Annotated in this window: 13 protein-coding genes; all 13 read right to left on the bottom strand. The window is 69.2% G+C overall.

The features are described from left to right. Nucleotides 1-435: 435 nt before the first annotated feature. The 13 genes from ACFZDI_RS18455 to ACFZDI_RS18395 all read right to left on the bottom strand — a co-directional run bounded on the left by ACFZDI_RS18455 (nt 436) and on the right by ACFZDI_RS18395 (nt 19,081). Nucleotides 436-2,493: a restriction endonuclease gene (locus ACFZDI_RS18455; protein ID WP_391251706.1), complete on the bottom strand. Its 2,058-nt coding sequence runs from the start codon at nt 2,491-2,493 to the stop codon at nt 436-438. A 466-nt stretch (nt 2,494-2,959) separates the two neighbouring features. Beyond that, nucleotides 2,960-4,924 (bottom strand): TIGR03960 family B12-binding radical SAM protein, encoded by a 1,965-nt coding sequence (locus ACFZDI_RS18450; protein ID WP_234845843.1) that lies wholly within the window; start codon nt 4,922-4,924, stop codon nt 2,960-2,962. A gap of 87 nt (nt 4,925-5,011) precedes the next feature. Then, the gene (locus ACFZDI_RS18445) at nt 5,012-6,517 is read right to left on the bottom strand and encodes a CHAD domain-containing protein (protein WP_391251703.1); all 1,506 of its coding nucleotides are present in this window, start codon (nt 6,515-6,517) and stop codon (nt 5,012-5,014) included. Between the two features lie 67 nt (nt 6,518-6,584). Then, on the bottom strand, nt 6,585-7,193 hold the full coding sequence (locus ACFZDI_RS18440; RefSeq protein WP_391251701.1) for a hypothetical protein: 609 nt from the start codon (nt 7,191-7,193) through the stop codon (nt 6,585-6,587). A gap of 22 nt (nt 7,194-7,215) precedes the next feature. Then, on the bottom strand, nt 7,216-8,415 hold the full coding sequence (gene rodA, locus ACFZDI_RS18435; RefSeq protein ID WP_391251699.1) for a rod shape-determining protein RodA: 1,200 nt from the start codon (nt 8,413-8,415) through the stop codon (nt 7,216-7,218). After that, nucleotides 8,412-10,658, bottom strand: a complete 2,247-nt coding sequence (gene mrdA, locus ACFZDI_RS18430; protein ID WP_391251697.1) for a penicillin-binding protein 2 — start codon at nt 10,656-10,658, stop codon at nt 8,412-8,414. Before mrdA ends, rodA begins: the two co-directional genes overlap by 4 nt. A gap of 148 nt (nt 10,659-10,806) precedes the next feature. Next, the gene (mreD, locus tag ACFZDI_RS18425; RefSeq protein WP_234845838.1) at nt 10,807-11,481 is read right to left on the bottom strand and encodes a rod shape-determining protein MreD; all 675 of its coding nucleotides are present in this window, start codon (nt 11,479-11,481) and stop codon (nt 10,807-10,809) included. A 13-nt stretch (nt 11,482-11,494) separates the two neighbouring features. Beyond that, nucleotides 11,495-12,442 (bottom strand): rod shape-determining protein MreC, encoded by a 948-nt coding sequence (gene mreC, locus ACFZDI_RS18420; RefSeq protein WP_234845837.1) that lies wholly within the window; start codon nt 12,440-12,442, stop codon nt 11,495-11,497. Between the two features lie 144 nt (nt 12,443-12,586). Further along, on the bottom strand, nt 12,587-13,606 hold the full coding sequence (locus ACFZDI_RS18415; RefSeq protein WP_006133575.1) for a rod shape-determining protein: 1,020 nt from the start codon (nt 13,604-13,606) through the stop codon (nt 12,587-12,589). A 275-nt stretch (nt 13,607-13,881) separates the two neighbouring features. Beyond that, on the bottom strand, nt 13,882-14,295 hold the full coding sequence (gene ndk, locus ACFZDI_RS18410) for a nucleoside-diphosphate kinase (protein ID WP_234845836.1): 414 nt from the start codon (nt 14,293-14,295) through the stop codon (nt 13,882-13,884). A 64-nt stretch (nt 14,296-14,359) separates the two neighbouring features. Next, nucleotides 14,360-14,716 (bottom strand): DUF4233 domain-containing protein, encoded by a 357-nt coding sequence (locus ACFZDI_RS18405; RefSeq protein WP_234845835.1) that lies wholly within the window; start codon nt 14,714-14,716, stop codon nt 14,360-14,362. Between the two features lie 5 nt (nt 14,717-14,721). Then, nucleotides 14,722-16,245, bottom strand: a complete 1,524-nt coding sequence (locus ACFZDI_RS18400) for a folylpolyglutamate synthase/dihydrofolate synthase family protein (RefSeq protein ID WP_234845834.1) — start codon at nt 16,243-16,245, stop codon at nt 14,722-14,724. A gap of 205 nt (nt 16,246-16,450) precedes the next feature. Next, the gene (locus ACFZDI_RS18395; RefSeq protein WP_391251693.1) at nt 16,451-19,081 is read right to left on the bottom strand and encodes a valine--tRNA ligase; all 2,631 of its coding nucleotides are present in this window, start codon (nt 19,079-19,081) and stop codon (nt 16,451-16,453) included. Nucleotides 19,082-19,155: the final 74 nt, after the last annotated feature.

The raw sequence follows: 19,155 nt of genomic DNA, 5'->3' as shown, positions 1-19,155 counted from the left end.
TGCGGTGGGCCGGACGGTGGCCAGAACGGCGGACCGCGCCGGGGCCCGGACCACATCTGATCGAACATGAGCGATGACCCCGATGGGCGGCTATCTACCCACACTTCGCCGCCGTCTGCGGCATGTCAAGGATCCCTGGGGGCTCAGTAGTCACCAGAAACGCTTCAGCGAGGCTCCGAGAGCCTCGGACCCACTTCCACGTCGGCCGGATGCCCGATGCCCCTCCCGGGCCTGGCAGGGGCATCCTCCTCGCTCGCCCCCGCCAGGGCATCCACCACCCGAACGGGTGCGTCACTCACCTCAGTGCGAGTGTCCGCTCGGCGCCGGCGCAGCATTCTTGACCGTCAGAGGCAGCAGCTTCTTGCCCGTCGGGCCGATCTGGATGCTGGTGTCCATCTGCGGGCATGTCGGGTACTGAATATCGACCTCGGAGCCTTACTCCACATCGATGCCGTAGTCCCGAACGAGCTGCTCCAGGCCGCCCGCGTAGCCCTTGCCGCCCAGCACGAAATCCCAGTCGCCACTGGATCTGCGCCTGAAGGAACCGAGCACCAATGCGGTCTCTCGAGCCCGACCGTCGGAAACCTCCAGCAGCTCGAGTTCCGTCATCGTCGGGTCCAGCAGCCGGATGTGGGCATCGGTGAAACCGGAAAGATCGGCCGCCGGATTCACTTCCGGATCCACAGCAGCCACCAGCACCAACCGATCAGCCGCCTCTGGCAACGCATCAAAGGTGACACGAATGGCTGCCCTGTCCGGCCCGGCAGCCGGCACCGCGCGTACAGAACCGTCCGGTGTCACCGGGTTGTTGAAGAACACGAAGTGGTCTTCACTGAGGACTCTGCTGCCACGGCAGACCAGTGCGCACACGTCGAGTGCGACGTTGCCGGACCACGTCATGCCCAGCACGTTGTAGTCGTCAGGCGGAGCCGCAGGGCTGGAGCGTGTCGGCTGTCCTGGGGCCGCCGCTCCTCTCTCTCCCAAGCGTCCACGCAACCCGTGCCTGTGCAGCAGGTCGACGAGTTCGCCGCCCGAGATCAGCTCCAAAGGCTTGCCCCGAGCGAAGGTGTGAGAGCCGGGACCGAACCCGGACGTCGTCACCAAAACACCCTTGTTGGCGCCGACGTCCTGAACAGTGCCGTAGAGGTCGCGCACGGCTGTGGGCGGCACCGTGTTGCGGTAGCGCTTCACCTGTACGACGATCTTGCCGCCGCGGATCGGAGTCGGGTCCATCGCATCGACGTCCACGCCACCATCGTTCGAGCGCTGAGTCGTCACGGCCTGCATACCCATGGCGCGGAACAGATCGGCGACGAGGGACTCGAAGGCGATCGGATCCATGTCGTACAGGTTCGGCTCATGATCGCCACCGTGGGCGGCCACAGGGCTTCCGACGTCCTGGGGCTGCCGGCTCGGCCGCACGGAGGTGAGCTGGTCGGGCCGGGTTGAGATCTGTCCCCGCAGCGCGTCGGTCAGACAGCTGACCGGGTCCACCTGCCCCAGATGCAGGTCCGTGAAAGCCCCCCGAGAAGCCATGACGGTCGTCAGGAAGATCTGCGTCCGTCGTCCTGTCGCCGGGTCCGGGGCGTCCACGAAACCGTTCAGGGCTATCGAGTCGAGGATGCCGTACTCGTCCGCCGTGAACAGCTGATGCAGCACCAGCAGCATGCTTTGCCCCAGCACCTCGCTGTACAGCGCCCGACGCTGACTCACCGGACGTGCCGCTTCCTTGTACTGGTCTTCACGGGACAGATACCTGACCGACTTCGCTTCGGGAACCACGTCGTACGTGGGCAGTTCCCAGTCCAGCACCAACTGCCGTCCCGCTACGTCGTAGGCCGCAGCCACCTGCCGAGGAAAGCCCTCCGGCCAAGCCGTCGACGCGTAGAGCGCAGCGGAGAAGTACTCGACCACCGAGTCCGGGTCGCCTCGCCTGACCCCTTCGGTCACTTGCACGACCCCGGCATTGTGCCGACGCACCTCGGCCCGCTGTGACTCCGTCCTCTGCTCGTAGTCCCGCTGCAACGCGGCTAACTGTTGCTGCCGCTGCGCCTCGGCCACCTGGGCGGCATGCCAGTCCTGCTCGAACCGAGCCCGCGCTTCGGCTTGTGCCCGAGCTCGCTGGCTGGCGGTCCAGCCGCCCTGAGCCTGGTACTGGTTCGGGTCGGGCATCCGCACCGGCCAGGCAAGCGGCCCAGGATCGAACGGTGGGATGTCTTCCGCACGCATGAGAGACGATGCCCTGAAAGCCGGCGCCTGGCAGCCCGTGGTCAGCAGACCTTGCAGGGCCGCAACCTGAGCTTCCAGTTCCTCTGTGCGTCGCCTGGCCTCCGCCTGGCGGTACTCACGGTGGCCTTGCGTGGCAAGCCGCTGGTACGCCCTGGCCTGCCGCGCCTCCTCCCGACGCTGCCTCGCCTCGGCTTCCACCTGACGTTGTTGCTGCCGCTGAATCTCAGCCCACGCACCGACAAAACCAGCAGAGCGACGACTCATGCGCTACAGGCCCTCCCCAGGACGTCGGCACAGCCGACCAAGCTCTAGTTGCCCCCGCAACCAGTAGTGACAAAACGACTGTATCCAGCAATCGCCGTCGTGAATATCAAGTTGCCAAAGCGATCAGAACGGATCGTTCGGGCAGGTCACCGCGCACCCGCTCTTCACGGCGCAACCTCACCGTGCAAGGACGTCAGCGAGCGCCGACACCACTGAGCCCCCTCCGCGTCGAAGGGGGCTCAGAAGGCGCCAGTACGCTTCAGCGAGGCTCCGAAAGCCTCAGACCCACTCCACCTCTGAGTGGATGGCCGAGGCCCCTCCCGCGCCCGGCAGAGGCGTACAAGGTCAACTCTGCTGCTCCTGCCGCCGACGGCTCGAAGCCCCGACAGCAGCCAGCGCAGCGGCCACCTCGTCCTCACTCGCCCCCACCAGGGCATCCATCACCCGAGCAAGTGCGTCACTCACCTCAGTGCGCGTGCCCGCCCGGAGCGGGTGCGGCGTTCTTCACCGTCAGAGGCAGCAGCTTCTTGCCCGTCGGGCCGATCTGGATGCTGGTGTCCATCTGCGGGCACACGCCGCAGTCGAAGCACGGTGTCCAGCGGCAGTCGTCGACCTCGGTCTCGTCGAGGGCGTCCTGCCAGTCCTCCCAGAGCCAGTCCTTGTCCAGGCCGGAGTCGAGGTGGTCCCAGGGGAGGACCTCCTCGTAGGTGCGCTCGCGGGTGGTGTACCAGTCGACGTCGACGCCGAAGGGGGCCAGGGCCTTGTCGGCGCACCGCATCCAGCGGTCGTACGAGAAGTGCTCGCGCCAGCCGTCGAAACGGCCGCCGTCGTCGTAGACCGCGCGGATGACCGCGCCGATGCGGCGGTCGCCGCGGGAGAGGAGGCCCTCGACGATGCCGGGCTTGCCGTCGTGGTAGCGGAAGCCGATCGAGCGGCCGTACTTCTTGTCACCGCGGATCTTGTCCCGCAGCTTCTGCAGCCGCTCGTCCGTCTCCTCCGCGGAGAGCTGCGGCGCCCACTGGAACGGCGTGTGCGGCTTGGGCACGAAGCCGCCGATCGAGACCGTGCAGCGGATGTCGTTGGAGCGGGAGACCTCGCGGCCCTTGGCGATGACCTTCGTCGCCATGTCGGCGATCTGCAGGACGTCGTCGTCGGTCTCCGTCGGCAGGCCGCACATGAAGTACAGCTTCACCTGGCGCCAGCCGTTGCCGTACGCCGTCGCGACCGTGCGGATCAGGTCCTCTTCCGAGACCATCTTGTTGATGACCTTGCGGATGCGCTCCGAGCCGCCCTCGGGGGCGAAGGTGAGGCCCGAGCGGCGGCCGTTCCTGGTCAGCTCGTTCGCCAGGTCGATGTTGAAGGCGTCGACCCGGGTGGAGGGCAGCGACAGGCCGATCTTGTCGTCCTCGTAGCGGTCGGCGAGGCCCTTGGCGATGTCACCGATCTCCGTGTGGTCGGCGGACGACAGCGACAGCAGGCCGACCTCCTCGAAGCCCGTCGCCTTCAGACCCTGCTCGACCATGTCGCCGATGCCCGTGATGGAACGCTCGCGCACCGGGCGCGTGATCATGCCGGCCTGGCAGAAGCGGCAGCCGCGGGTGCAGCCGCGGAAGATCTCCACCGACATGCGCTCATGGACCGTCTCGGCCAGCGGGACGAGCGGCTGCTTGGGGTAGGGCCACTCGTCGAGGTCCATGACGGTGTGCTTGGAGACCCGCCACGGGACCCCGCTGCGCTTGGGCACGACACGGGCGATCCGGCCGTCCGGCAGGTACTCGACGTCGTAGAAGCCGGGCACGTACACGCCGCCCGTCTTCGCCAGGCGGAAGAGGAGCTCCTCGCGGCCGCCGGGGCGGCCCTCCGCCTTCCAGGCGCGGACGATCGCGGTGATCTCCAGGACCGCCTGCTCGCCGTCGCCGATCACCGCGCAGTCGATGAAGTCGGCGATCGGCTCGGGGTTGAACGCCGCGTGACCGCCGGCCAGGACGATCGGGTCGTCCAGGCCGCGGTCCTTGGCCTCCAGCGGGATGCCGGCCAGGTCGAGGGCAGCCAGCATGTTCGTGTAGCCCAGCTCCGTGGAGAAGGACAGGCCGAACACGTCGAAGGCCTTCACGGGCCGGTGGCTGTCGACCGTGAACTGCGGGACGTGGTGCTCCCGCATGAGCTCCTCCAGGTCCGGCCACACGCTGTAGGTGCGCTCGGCGAGGACGCCCTGCTGCTCGTTGAGCACCTCGTAGAGGATCATGACGCCCTGGTTGGGCAGACCGACCTCGTAGGCGTCCGGGTACATGAGCGCCCAGCGGACGTCGCAGGAGTCCCAGTCCTTGACCGTGGAGTTGAGCTCTCCGCCGACGTACTGGATCGGCTTCTGCACATGCGGGAGCAGAGCTTCGAGCTGCGGGAAGACCGACGCAGCGACTTCGGCAGGCATGTCGCGCACCTTCGTGAGCTGGACTGAACTGACAGGGGTGACCATCCAGACTAACGCGACCGCGGGGTGCCTCCGTACGCCGGAAGATCACAGGCCCGCCGCACCGTCCTTGATCCCGTCCCAGAAGCCGGGCAGTTCGGCCTCCACGCGTGCCGCCCGCTGCTCCTCCCGCTGGTGCATGAGGCCGTAGGTGAAGGCGCTCTCCCCCGCCGCGTGGGCGACCGCCGACAGCTCGCGCAGGGTGTGCCGGGCCATCACGCTGTCCTGGTGCTCGCCGAGCAGGTTCTGCAGGGCCTTCATGGACTTGACCATGGTCTTGGCCGGCTTGCCGAGGACCGGTTCGGCCGCCTCCGCCGCGTAGCGGGTGCGCTTGGCCTTCTTGCGGGCGTCGTGCAACGCGAGGTCCCGGTCGGTGCCGGGTTCCAGCTGCGCCGCCCGTTCGACCAGCTTCGACACCTTGCGGAAGTCCTTCCGCACGGCCTTGGCGACCGGCTTGCGGGGTGCCTTGCCGGCGGCCTTCAGCAGGGGCGGGTCGGCGATCAGCGCGTCGAGGGTGTCGAGCAGGGTCAGGTAGCGGCGGGAGTCCAGGACACCGAGGAGGCTGCCGCGGGCCCCGCCGTGCTCGGCGCTCGACCAGGAGTGCAGGCGCTCCACGACCGGGCCGCGCATCAGGTCCGGGGGCACCTCGTCGGCGGCCGACGTCAGCCGCTCGGCCAGCACCTCACGGTCCCGGTCCCGCCCCAGCTCACCGGCGAGCCACTTCAGCTCGCCGGCGATGGGTTCGGTGACGGCCCGGTCGAGGACCGTGCCGAACGACTTGAAGGTGCTGCGCAGCCGGCGGGTGGCCACCCGCATGCTGTGCACGGAGTCCTCGGTGTCGCGGCGGACGGCGGGGTCGAGCGCGACGATCGCGTCCCGCTGGGTGCGCGCGTAGGCGAGCACGTGGTCTCCGGCGGTCACCGGTTCGCGTTCGCGGGTGGACCTGCGCCGCTTCCCCGGGGCGGTCTCCTCCAGGGCGCGGGCGAGCTTCGACGACGACGTCGACGGTTTGACGCCCGCCTTGCGCAGCCGCTTGTCGACCTTGTCGAGCAGGGCCGGGTCTCCCCCGTCGGCGAGTTCCACCTCGATCTCGGTCCAGTGTGCTTCGCCGCCGCGCCCGGTGAGCCGCTCGGCGTGGACGGTGTCCACGCTCACCTCGGCGAGCAGCCGGCCGTCGGCGTCGAGCAGGTGGCGTACGTCGCGGTCGGAGCGCAGCCGGACGACCGGGAGCAGCTCGCTGTCGCGGACGCGGGAGCGGACCAGCGCGGCGAGCTCCTCGGGGAGGGTGTCGGTGAGCGGGGCGCGGATCTCGTCGCGGACGCCCGGGGCGATGGGGAACTTGAGGTGCCAGCCCGCGTCGGAACCGCCGGTGCGGCGGCGCAGGGTGACGGACGACGCGGCGAGGCGTTCGTCCGCGGTGTCGTGGTAGGTGGCGTCGAGGTGGGCGATGCCCTTGTCGACCACGGACGCCACCCCGGCGACGCCGGTGAGGTCGGGAAGCCCGCTCTCGTCGGATTCGTACTTGCGCTCGATCTCGCGTTTCGTCTCCGCCATGGATCAAATCTAGTGGTCCACGGGCCAGGACAGCAGTGGTGGGCGCCCTCCGGGAGGACGCCCACGCTCAGGTCGTCAGCAGGGCACGCATCTCCTCGCCGTCCGGGAACGGCGCGTCCTTGACGGTGCGGGAGACGAGGTGGACGTGGGCGTCCTCGAACTGGTGGTACGACAGCGGCTCCGGGCCCTGTCCGACGATCAGCACGTTGAGCTCCAGGCGCCAGCTGACGTACCGGGTGTCGTACCGGGGCTGCCGGATGTCGTGGTCCGGCAGCCCCAGCCGCTCGGTGAAGCGCTGCACGACGGCGGCGAAGTGCGCGTCGAACTCCGGCCGCCACGCGCCCTCCTCGCTGGTCCAGCCGGGCACAGGGCCCCAGCAGTCCTCGTCGAGGAGGCCGCCGTCGACCGAGTAGAGGTAGGCGAAGGGAAGGTTGAGCGAACCGTCGCCGTCGCAGGTGACGAAGTGCCCCTGGGGGCTGACGTGGGTGGCGTCCGGGACGTCGGGGGTGTCCTCGTACGCCGGCCCGCTCACCGCCTGCGACCAGTCGGGCCAGCCGGCCTCCCGCATCCGCGCCTCGATGGCGTCGGCGTCGGTCAGGTCCAGCTCCGCCAGGACGAGGAGCTGGCTCACCAGTTCCTCGGTCACCGGGCACCGGGCCACGTACTCCCCGGACATGTCGGCTCCCCCTTCCAGGGCGCTAGGCCGACATCGGCCGCTGCATCCTGATCGACTGCAGCAGCCCCACCGCTATCCACACGGCGAACATCGACGATCCGCCGTACGACACGAACGGCAGCGGCAGGCCGGTGACCGGCATGATGCCGAGCGTCATGCCGACGTTCTCGAACGTCTGGAAGGCGAACCAGGCGACGATGCCCGCGGCCACGACCGTGCCGTACAGGTCCGTGGTCTCCCGGGCGATGCGGCAGGCCCGCCACAGGACGATGCCGAGGAGCACGATGATCAGGCCGCCGCCGAGAAAGCCCAGCTCCTCACCTGCCACGGTGAAGACGAAGTCCGTCTGCTGTTCGGGCACGAACTGGCCGGTGGTCTGTGAGCCGTGGAAGAGGCCGGAGCCGGTCAGCCCGCCGGAACCGATGGCGATGCGGGCCTGGTTGGTGTTGTAGCCGACGCCGGCCGGGTCGAGTGCGGGGTTGGCGAAGGCGGCGAAGCGGGCGATCTGGTAGTCGTCGAGCACACCGAGCTGCCAGACGGCGACAGCGCCGAGGGTGCCCGCGCCCAGCAGGCCGAACACCCAGCGGTTGGACGCGCCGGAGGCCAGCAGCACCCCGAGCACGATGATGACCATCACCATGACCGACCCGAGGTCGGGCATCAGCATGACGATCAGCATCGGCACGGCGGCCAGGCCGAGGGCCTGCACGACCGTGCGGTGGTCGGGGTACTGCTTGTCGCCCGCGTCGACCCGGGCCGCCAGCAGCATCGCCATGCCGAGGATGATCGTCACCTTGACGAACTCCGACGGCTGGAGCGAGAAGCCGCCGGGCAGCTTGATCCAGGAGTGGGCGCCGTTGATCGTGGAACCGAGGGGGGTCAGCACCAGCAGGATCAGCAGCAACGAGAAGCCGTACAGGACCGGCACGGCCGTGCGCAGGGTGCGGTGGCCGAGCCAGATCGTGCCGGCCATCAGGGCCAGGCCGATGCCGGTGTTCAGCAGGTGCCGGATGAGGAAGTAGTACGGGTCGCCCTGGTTGAGCTCGGTGCGGTTGCGGGTCGCCGAGTAGACGAGGAGCGTGCCGAGCAGCGACAGGGCCAGCGCCGACAGCAGGATCGGCCAGTCGAGCCGCCGGGCCACCGAGTCGCGGGCCAGCAGCCGTGTCCAGCCGGAGCGCTCGGGTCCGTAGCCGGAGACCTGGAAGCTGTTCACTCCGGTCATGCGGGCAACCTCCGGCTTCCCCGGCGACGCCGACGCCTTCGGGTGTTGCGGTTCTCGGGGGACGGCGGGGCCGAGGTGACCGGCTGGAGCGGGTCCGCCGGGGCGTTCGGGTCCTTCTTGTCCGCCTGGCGGTCCTTGGCCGGATCCTTGGGGACCTTCGGGGAGGCGATGGTGCCGTCCGTCTTGATCTTCGGCAGGGTCTTCTGCGGCGTGGGCAGCAGTGCCTTCTTGGTGTCGATGTCGCCGTCCTCGGAGACGCCGTACAGCGCGTTGTAGATGTTGCGGACGGCGGGGCCGGAGGCGCCGGAGCCCGTACCACCCTGGGAGATCGTCATGACGATCGAGTAGTCCTTGGTGTACGTGGCGAACCAGGAGGTCGTCTGCTTGCCGTAGACCTCCGCCGTACCCGTCTTGGCGTGCATCGGGATCTTGTCCTGCGGCCAGCCGCCGAACCTCCAGGCGGCCGTACCGCGGGTGGCGACTCCCGCGAGGGCTTCGTCTATCTCGTCGCGCGTCTTCTGCGTCATCGGCAGCTTGCCGTGCGCCTCGGGCTTGATCGGCGTGACGGTCTTGCCGTCGGCGCTGATGACGGCCTTGCCGACGGAGGGGTCGTAGAGGGTGCCGCCGTTGGAGATGGCCGCGTAGATGGTGGCCATCTGGATGGGCGTGACGAGGGTGTCGCCCTGGCCGATGGAGTAGTTGACGGAGTCACCGGCGCGCATGCGGTTGCCTTCGAGGCAGTTCTCGTACGCGATCTTCTCGGCGTAGCTGCCGTTGCGCTTGCCGGTGCGGCACCAGGCGTCCTTGTTGGCCTTCCAGTAGTTGAGCTTCCACTGGCGGTCGGGGACGCGGCCGGTGACCTCGTTGGGCAGGTCGATGCCGGTTTCCTTGCCGAGGCCGAACTGGTGGGCCGTCTTGTAGAACCAGTCGTTGGCGTTCTTCTTCGGCTTGGTGCCGCCGTCGCGCTTCCACTCCTCGTGGGAGAGGCGGTAGAAGACCGTGTCGCAGGAGACCTCCAGGGCGCGGCCGAGGCTGATCGGGCCGTGTCCCTTGGACTCGAAGTTCTTGAAGACCTGGCCGCCGATCGAGTACGAGCTGGAGCACTCGTAGGGGCCGTTGAAGGAGTAGCCCGCGTTGACCGCGGCGGCCGTCGGGACGACCTTGAAGATCGAGCCGGGCGCCGACTGGCCCTGGATGGCGCGGTTGAGCAGCGGGTAGTTGGAGCTCTTGCCGGTGAGCCGCGCGTAGTCCTTGGCGGAGATGCCGCCCACCCAGGCGTTCGGGTCGTAGGTGGGGTTCGAGGCCATGGCGATGACGCGGCCGGTCTTGGCCTCCATGACGACCACGGCGCCGGAGTCGGCCTTGTAGTTGGTGCCCGTGTTGCGGTCGTGCTGCTTGCGGGCTTCCTTCATGGCCTCGTTCAGCTGGTACTCGGCGATCCGCTGGACCCGGGAGTCGATGCTGGTGACGAGGTTGTCGCCGGGGTGGGCCGGGTCGGCTTCGGCCTGGCCGATGACCCGGCCGAGGTTGTCGACCTCGTAGCGGGTGACGCCGGCCTTGCCGCGCAGCGCCTTGTCGTACTGGCGCTCCAGGCCGGAGCGGCCGACCTGGTCGGAGCGCAGATACGGCGAGTTGGTGTTCTGCGCCTTCTTGATCTCCTCGTCGGTGACCGGCGAGAGGTAGCCGAGGACCTGGGCGGAGTTGGCCTTGCCGGGGCTCGGGTAGCGGCGCACGGCCTCCGGCTCGGCGGTGATGCCGGGGAAGTCCTCGGCGCGCTCGCGGATCTGCAGGGCCTGCTTGGCGGTGGCCTCGTCGGTGATCGGGATGGGCTGGTAGGGCGAGCCGTTCCAGCAGGGCTGGGGGGTCTTGGCGTCGCACAGCCGGACCTTCTCCTGGACCTCCTTGGGCGTCATGCCCAGGACTCCGGCGAGCTTGGTCAGGACTTCCTTGCCGTCGTCCTTCATCTTCAGCAGGTCCGTGCGGGACGCGGAGACGACCAGCCGGGTCTCGTTGTCCGCGAGGGCCACGCCGCGGGCGTCCAGGATCGAGCCGCGGACGGCCGGCTGGACGACCTGCTGGACGTGGTTGCCCGACGCCTCCTTGGCGTAGGCGGCGCCCTCACGGATCTGGAGGTACCAGAGCCGCCCGCCGAGGGTGAGCAGGAGGGAGAGGACGAGGACCTGGATGACGACGAGCCGGATCTGGACCCGCGAGTTCCTGCCGGTCTCGGGAATGTTGGTCACTGCGGCTGCCTCCCCCTCTCGGTGCGCGTACGGATGTGCGGGTGCGACGGTGTCTCCGGGCACGGATGTGCGGATACGAGTGAGGAACGACGGGCCCACGCGCCGGCGTTCCTCCCGGACCGACCCGTTCGGGTGAACTTCCGGGCGTTCACAGCCGCTTGACCCCCTTGATGCGCCCGGCGCGCGCCACCCGTGCCCGGGCGGCCTTCACGCGCAGTCCGTTGCGCTGGCTGCCGATCTTCAGGCCGGTGCCGCCGGAGAGCCAGCCGGAGGAGATGTCCGTGGCCTTGGCGGCGGCCGAGGTGGACTCGGCGAGCGGGTCGTTGTCGGCGCGCCGGGCCAGCGCCATGACCCCCGGCACGACGAACGGGGCGAGCAGGAGGTCGTACAGGGCGGCCGTGAACAGCAGGCTGCCGAGGCCGACGTGGCGGGCGGCGGTGTCGCCGACGAGGGCGCCGACCCCGGCGTACAGCAGGGTGGAGGCGACCGCGGCGGCGACCACCACGACCATGGGGCCGGTCGCGGACTTCAGCCGGCCCGTCTCGGGCTTCACCAGGCCCGCGAGGTAGCCGACGACGCACAGCACCAGGGCGTAGCGCCCGGCGGCGTGGTCGGCGGGCGGGGCCAGGTCGGCGAGCAGACCCGCGCCGAATCCGACGAGGGCGCCGCCCACGTGCCCGTACACCAGCGCGAGGCCGAGGACGGTGAGCAGCAGCAGGTCGGGTACGGCGCCCGGCAGGTGCAGGCGGGCGAGGACGCTCACCTGGATCACCAGGGCGACGACGACCAGGGCGGAGGAGAGCAGGATCCGGTTGACGCGCATGGGGTGACAGCTCCTACTGCTCTTGCTGGTTCTGGCCGTCCACGGGTGCCTCGGCGGACGGCGTCACGGTCACGGTCACCGTCGGCCTGGGGGTCGGCTTGGGCTTGGGCGGGAGCACCGTGTCACGCGGGTTCTTCTTCGGGGCCTCCACGACGACACCGACGATGTCGAGCTTGGTGAAGGCGGCGTACGGCGTGACGTACAGCGTGCGGGTCAGGCCGCCGCCGGAGGGGTCCACGCGGGACACCACGCCGACGGGCACGCCGGGCACGAACGGCCGGTCGGCCTGCGAGCCGAAGGTGACCAGGCGGTCGCCCTTCTTCACCTCCGCCTTGCCGTTGAGGAGTTCCACGCGCAACGGGCGGTCGCCCTGGCCGGAGGCGAAGCCGAGCTCGTCGCCGGACTCCATGCGGGTGCCGACCGTGAAGTCGGGGTCGCTGGCCAGCAGCACGGTGGCGGTGTCGGGGCCGACGGTGGTGACACGGCCGACGAGCCCGTCCCCGTTCAGGACGGTCATGTCGCGTTTGATCCCGTCGTTGGCCCCGACGTCGACGGTGATGGTCCAGGAGAAGCCCTGCGCCGCTCCGATGGCGATGACCTGGGCGCCCTTGATGCCGTACTGGCCCTGGCCCGCGATCTTCAGCATCTTGTCGAGCTGCTTGAGCCGGCTGCGGCTGCGATCGTCGCTGCCGAGCCGGGCCTTCAGAGCCGCGTTCTCCTCTTCCAGCGCGGCGAGCCGGTCGTGCCGGTCACCGGAATCGCGGATGGCGGAGACCGCGTTGCCGACCGGGTCGACCGCGGCCGAGACGCCGCTCTCGATCGGGCCGAAGACCGTCGCCGCACCCTGCCGGGCACCGTCGACGGGCGAGTCCTCCCCACCGCGGATGTCCACCGTGATCAACGCGAACGCGACGGCGATCAGCAGCACCAGGAGCAGCCGGCTCTCTCGTGTGTCCCTCACGTGCGGCGGCCGTGCCCTTCTTCATAGGAATTCGGGAAGCCCCAGGGAAACCCGAGGGGCTGCTTTGTGGGAGCTTATCCCTCTATATCAACGATCCGCCGTACGAGAGGAGATCGTCCCGTACGGCGGAATCGAAGAGTTATGTCATCTGCGCGGCTGGGCGTCCAGCACCTGCTGGAGCGCCTCGAACTCCTCGACGCACTTTCCGGATCCGAGCGCCACGCTGTCCAGCGGGTCCTCGGCGATGTGGATCGGCATACCGGTCTCCCGGCGCAGCCGCTCGTCGAGGCCGCGCAGCAGCGCTCCGCCGCCGGTCAGAACGATTCCTCGGTCCATGATGTCGCCGGACAGCTCCGGCGGACACTTGTCGAGGGTCGTCTTGACGGCGTCGACGATCGCGTTGACCGGCTCCTCGATCGCCTTGCGGACTTCGGCTGCGGAGATGACCACGGTCTTCGGCAGCCCGGAGACGAGATCCCGGCCGCGGATTTCGGTGTGCTCGTCGGTGTCGAGGTCGTACGCCGAACCGATCGTGATCTTGATCTGCTCGGCCGTGCGCTCACCCAGCAGGAGGGAGTACTCCTTCTTGATGTGCTGGATGATCGCGTTGTCCAGTTCGTCGCCCGCGACCCGGATGGACTGGGCGGTGACGATGCCGCCGAGGGAGATGACCGCGACCTCCGTGGTGCCGCCGCCGATGTCGACCACCATGTTGCCCGTGGCCTCGTGGACCGGCAGGCCGGAGCCGATGGCCGCGGCCATGGGCTCCTCGATGATGTGCACCTGACGGGCGCCGGCCTGGGACGACGCCTCGATGACGGCGCGGCGCTCGACGCCCGTGATGCCCGACGGCACACAGACGACGACCCGCGGACGAGCCAGATAACGCCGCTTGTGGATCTTCAGGATGAAGTAGCGGAGCATCCGCTCGGTGATCTCGAAGTCGGCGATCACGCCGTCCTTCAGCGGCCGCACGGCAACGATGTTGCCGGGGGTCCGCCCGATCATCTTCTTCGCTTCGGCACCGACCGCGAGGATGCCACCGGTGTTGGTGTTGATCGCGACGACGGACGGCTCGTTGAGTACGATCCCGCGACCCCTGACGTACACCAGCGTGTTGGCGGTCCCGAGGTCGACAGCCATGTCACGGCCGATGAACGACATTGAGTTCCCCATCAGGATTCGTCTGGCCTTCCCAGGAGCTTTTGAGGGCTTTTCAGGTAGGCAAAGGTGGGTGCTGTGACGTGAAGGCTTCCATCGTAGACGCGCCTTCGCGAACACTGCGGGAGGGTCTCCGCCATTGTCAGCAGATGCCGACCGCATTCGCTTCTGGAGACGGGCGTTCGGGGCCCATCGTTCCCTCGATCGCCACGCATATGCCGCAAAGTCCGGGGGACTCGCCCCCAGACTCTGCCGTATGTGCTGGTGAGGTGCGGACGCTACGCCCGGCCGGGGAAGAAAATCTTCACCTCGCGCTCGGCGGACTCCTCGGAGTCGGAGGCGTGGATCAGGTTCTCCCGGACGATCACGCCGTAATCGCCGCGGATGGAACCGGGCGCCGCGGCGATCGGGTCGGTCGGGCCGGCGAGCGCGCGCACGCCCTCGATGACCCGCTCGCCCTCGACGATCAGCGCCACGACCGGACCGGACGCCATGAAGTCCACCAACGGCTCGTAGAAGGGCTTGCCCTTGTGCTCGCCGTAGTGCTGCTCCAGCGTCTCCTGGTCCAGGGTGCGCAGCTCCAGCGCGGTGATCGTCCAGCCCGCCTTGCGCTCGATGCGGCTGATGATCTCGCCGGTCAGGCCACGACGAACGGCGTCGGGCTTGAGGAGGACGAGGGTGCGCTGGCTCACGACGGGCTCCTTAGGGTGAAGGTCTTGCGGTGGGACGAGATTACCCGGCGTGTCAGGGGGGCTGTTACGCAGCGTCAGGTGTGGAGGAGCTCGCCTGGGCCGCGAATCTCGCCTTCGCCTCGTCGATCTTCCGCCCGTAGTGGACGGACGCCCACCACAGGGCCGCGAAGACCGCACCCAGGAAGTACATGGTCGGCACGATGAACCCCGACGCGATGAGCGCGATCTGCAGCGCCCAGCCGAGGGCGACCCCGCCCGGGCGCGTCACCAGGCCGCACAGCACCAGACACAGGAACATCGCGACGCCGCTGACCGTCCACACCGTCGCCATGGACAGGTCGGGGTCCTTCATGGCGACCAGACCGGCGAACCCGATGACGAAGAACTCGCCGATCAGCGTCGAAGAACAGAGCGTGCGCACGGGACTCAGCCCCTCCCCAGGAGCAGTCGGGCCTCGCCGACGGTGATGACGGAACCGGTGACGAGCACACCGCCGCCGGAGAACTCGCCCTCCTCCTCGGCCAGCGTGATGGCGGCCTCCAGGGCGTCCGGAAGCCGCGGCTCGACCTGGACGCGGTCCTCGCCGAACACCTCCACGGCGATGCCGGCGAGCTCGTCGGCGTCCATCGCGCGGTGGCTGGAGTTCTGCGTCACCACGATCTCGGCGAACACCGGCTCGAAGGCCTCCAGCAGCCCCCGCACGTTCTTGTCGCCGCTCGCGCCGACCACCCCGACGAGACGGCTGAACTGGAACGCCTCCCCGATCGCCTCGGCCGCCGCCCGGGCACCGGCCGGGTTGTGGGCGGCGTCCAGCACGACCGTCGGCGACCGGCGCACGACCTCCAGCCGGCCCGGCGAGGCCACGGCGGCGAAGGCCTTGCGGACCGTGTCCAGGTCCAGCGCGTCGGGCCGCTGCGCGCCCACGCCGAAGAACGCCTCGACGGCGGCGAGCGCGACGGCCGCGTTGTGCGCCTGGTGCGCTCCGTGCAGCGGCAGATACACCTCGGGGTACTCGCCGCCGAGGCCGCGCAGCGTCGCCAGCTGCCCGCCGACGGCGACCTGCCGCTCGACGACGCCGAACTCCAGGCCCTCCCGGGCCACGGTCGCGTCCACCTCGACGGCCTTCTTCAGCAGCACCTGAGCCGCCTCGACCGGCTGCTGCGCCATGATGACCGTCGCACCCTGCTTGATGATGCCGGCCTTCTCCGTGGCGATCTCGGCGTGCGTGGTGCCGAGCCGGTCGGTGTGGTCGAGGTCTATGGGCGTGACGACGGCGACGTCCCCGTCGATCACGTTCGTGGCGTCCCAGGAGCCGCCCATGCCGACCTCGACGACGGCGACGTCGGCCGGGGCGTCGGCGAAAGCCGCGTACGCCATGCCGGTGAGCACCTCGAAGAACGACAGCCGGTACTCCTGCGCGGCGTCGACCATCTCCACGTACGGCTTGATGTCCTGGTACGTCTCGATGAACCGCTCGGCGGAGATGGGGGCGCCGTCGAGGCTGATGCGCTCGGTGATCGACTGCACGTGGGGCGAGGTGTAGCGGCCGGTGCGCAGCTCGAAGGCGCCGAGCAGGGCCTCGATCATGCGGGCCGTGGAGGTCTTGCCGTTCGTGCCCGTGATGTGGATCGACGGGTACGACCGCTGCGGCTCCCCCAGGACGTCCATCAGCGCGGCGATACGGCTGACGGAGGGCTCCAGCTTGGTCTCGCCCCAGCGGGTGGCGAGCTCGGTCTCGACCTCGCGCAGGGCCTTGTCGACCTCGGGGTCGGCAGGGCGCGTGGGGATGTCGGCGTCGGGCGCACCGCCCTGGGTGCGCAGGGTGCGGCTGCCGGCTTCGATGACGGCGAGGTCGGGGTCGCGGGTGGTTTCCTCCGCGATGATCTCGTCGAAGCCGTCGAGGGGGTCGGGCTGGTCGTCGGCGTGGTGGTCTGGAGGGAGCTCGCTCACGGGGCCCAGTCTACGGAGACCGACTGACATTGTTTGCGGTGGCTGTGTCGTGCCTTGTCTGCGGGTTCGTGGGGCTTGTCGCGCCCACGCGGCGGAGCCGCACATCGATGCACCCCCGCACTCCTGACCAGCAGGAACGTGCCCCTGGGGCATGTATGAGGCCCCCGGGCCTGGCGGCTCCGGGGGCCTCATACCGTACGGACCCTCACGCCTGCGGCAGGCGCTCCAGCTGGGCCTGGATGCGGGCGATGTCCTCCTCCGCCTTGGCGAGGCGGGTGCGGATCTTCTCGACGACGTGGTCGGGGGCCTTGGCCAGGAACGCCTCGTTGCCGAGCTTGCCGTTGGCCTGGGACTTCTCCTTCTCCGCCGCGGCGAGGTCCTTCGCGAGGCGCTTGCGCTCCGCTGCGACGTCGATCGTGCCGGAGAGGTCGAGGGCGACCTCGGCACCGGCGACCGGGAGGGTCGCCGTCGCCGTGAAGGACTCGCCCTCCGGCTGGAGGCGGAGCAGCTGGCGGATCGCGGCCTCGTGCGGCGCGAACCGCGTGCCGTCCAGGGTCAGCCGGGCCGGGACCCGCTGGCCGGGCTGGAGGCCCTGGTCGGCACGGAAGCGGCGGACCTCGGTGATGACCGACTGGAGGGACTCGATCTCGCGTTCGGCGTCGGCGTCCCGGAAGCCACTGTCCTTCGGCCAGCCGGCGATGACGACCGACTCGCCACCGGTGAGCGTGGTCCACAGGGTCTCGGTGACGAACGGGACCACCGGGTGCAGCAGCTTCAGCGTGACGTCGAGGACCTCACCGAGGACCCGCTGGGAGACCTCGGCCGCCTCGCCGCCCGCCTGGAACGTCGTCTTGGACAGCTCGACGTACCAGTCGAAGACCTCGTCCCACGCGAAGTGGAACAGGGCGTCGGAGAGCTTCGCGAACTGGTAGTCCTCGTAGAACGCGTCGACCTCGGCGACCACCGAGTTGAGGCGGGAGAGGATCCAGCGGTCGGTCGAGGACAGTTTCGACGCGTCCGGCAGCGGGCCCTCGATCGTCGCGCCGTTCATCATCGCGAAGCGCGTCGCGTTCCAGATCTTGTTGGCGAAGTTGCGGGAGCCCTGGACCCAGTCCTCGCCGATCGGGACGTCGACGCCCGGGTTGGCGCCGCGGGCGAGGGTGAAGCGCAGGGCGTCGCTGCCGTACTTGTCCATCCAGGCCAGCGGGTTGACCGCGTTGCCGAAGGACTTCGACATCTTCTTGCCGAACTGGTCGCGGACCATGCCGTGCAGGGCGATGGTGTGGAACGGCGGGGTGCCGTCCATCGCGTACAGGCCGAACATCATCATCCGGGCGACCCAGAAGAAGAGGATGTCGTAGCCGGTGACCAGGACCGAGTTCGGGTAGAACTTCGCGAGCGACTCGGTCTGTTCGGGCCAGCCGAGAGTGGAGAACGGCCACAGGCCGGAGGAGAACCAGGTGTCGAGGACGTCGGTGTCCTGGCGCCAGCCCTCGGCCTCGGTGCCGGGCGGCTGCTCGTCGGGGCCGACGCAGACGACCTCGCCGTTCGGGCCGTACCAGACCGGGATGCGGTGGCCCCACCACAACTGCCGCGAGATGCACCAGTCGTGGAGGTTGTCGACCCAGTCGAAGTAGCGCTTCTCCATCTCCTGCGGGTGGATCTTGACCTTGCCGTCGCGGACGGCGTCACCGGCCGCCTTGGCGAGCGGGCCGACCTTGACCCACCACTGCATGGACAGCCGCGGCTCGATGGTGGTCTTGCAGCGCGAACAGTGGCCGACCGAGTGGACGTACGGCCGCTTCTCGGCGACGATCCGGCCCTCGGCGCGCAGCGCTGCGACGATCGCCGACCGCGCTTCCAGCCGGTCCAGGCCCTGGAAGGGGCCGTGGGCGGTGATCACGGCGTGCTCGTCCATGACCGTCAGGGCCGGGAGGCCGTGACGCTGGCCGATCTCGAAGTCGTTCGGGTCGTGCGCCGGGGTGACCTTGACGGCACCCGTTCCGAACTCCGGGTCGACGTGCTCGTCCGCGACGACCGGGATGGAGCGGTCGGTCAGAGGCAGCTTGACCGTCTTGCCGACCAGGTGCTTGTAGCGCTCGTCCTCGGGGTGGACGGCGACGGCCGTGTCACCGAGCATCGTCTCGGCGCGGGTGGTGGCGACGACGATGGTGTCGTCCCGGTCGCCGTACTTCATGGAGACGAGCTCGCCGTCGTCGTCCTGGTACTCGACCTCGATGTCCGAGATGGCCGTCAGACAGCGGGGGCACCAGTTGATGATGCGCTCGGCGCGGTAGATCAGCTCGTCGTCGTAGAGGCGCTTGAAGATGGTCTGGACGGCCTGGGAGAGGCCCTCGTCCATGGTGAAGCGCTCGCGCGACCAGGCGACGCCGTCGCCCAACCGCCGCATCTGGCCGCTGATCTGGCCGCCGGACTCGCCCTTCCACTGCCAGACCCGCTCGACGAAGGCCTCACGGCCCAGGTCGTGGCGGGACTTGCCCTCCTTGGCGAGCTCCCGCTCGACGACGTTCTGCGTGGCGATGCCGGCGTGGTCCATGCCGGGCTGCCACAGCGTCTCGTACCCCTGCATGCGCTTGCGGCGGGTCAGGGCGTCGATGAGGGTGTGCTCGAAGGCGTGCCCCAGGTGGAGCGAGCCCGTGACGTTCGGCGGCGGGATGACGATGGTGTACGGCGGCTTATCGCTCTTGGCGTCCGCCTCGAAGTAACCCCGCTCTACCCAGCGCTCGTACAGCGGCCCCTCTACGTCGGCCGGCGCGTACTGGGTCGGCAGGTCGGTGCTGGGCGCTGGTGGCTGCTGCTGAGCGTTCTCGGTCACGGGGGTCAGTTTAGAGGTGTCACCGGCCCGTACCGAAACGCGTTTGCTTCGTAACGATGGGGCCCCCGATGCCA

Origin of the sequence: Streptomyces sp. NPDC007907 (genome assembly GCF_042959365.1) — a bacterium.
GTDB classification, from domain to species: domain Bacteria; phylum Actinomycetota; class Actinomycetes; order Streptomycetales; family Streptomycetaceae; genus Streptomyces; species Streptomyces indiaensis.
This window is presented reverse-complemented; position numbering and strand designations above follow the sequence as displayed.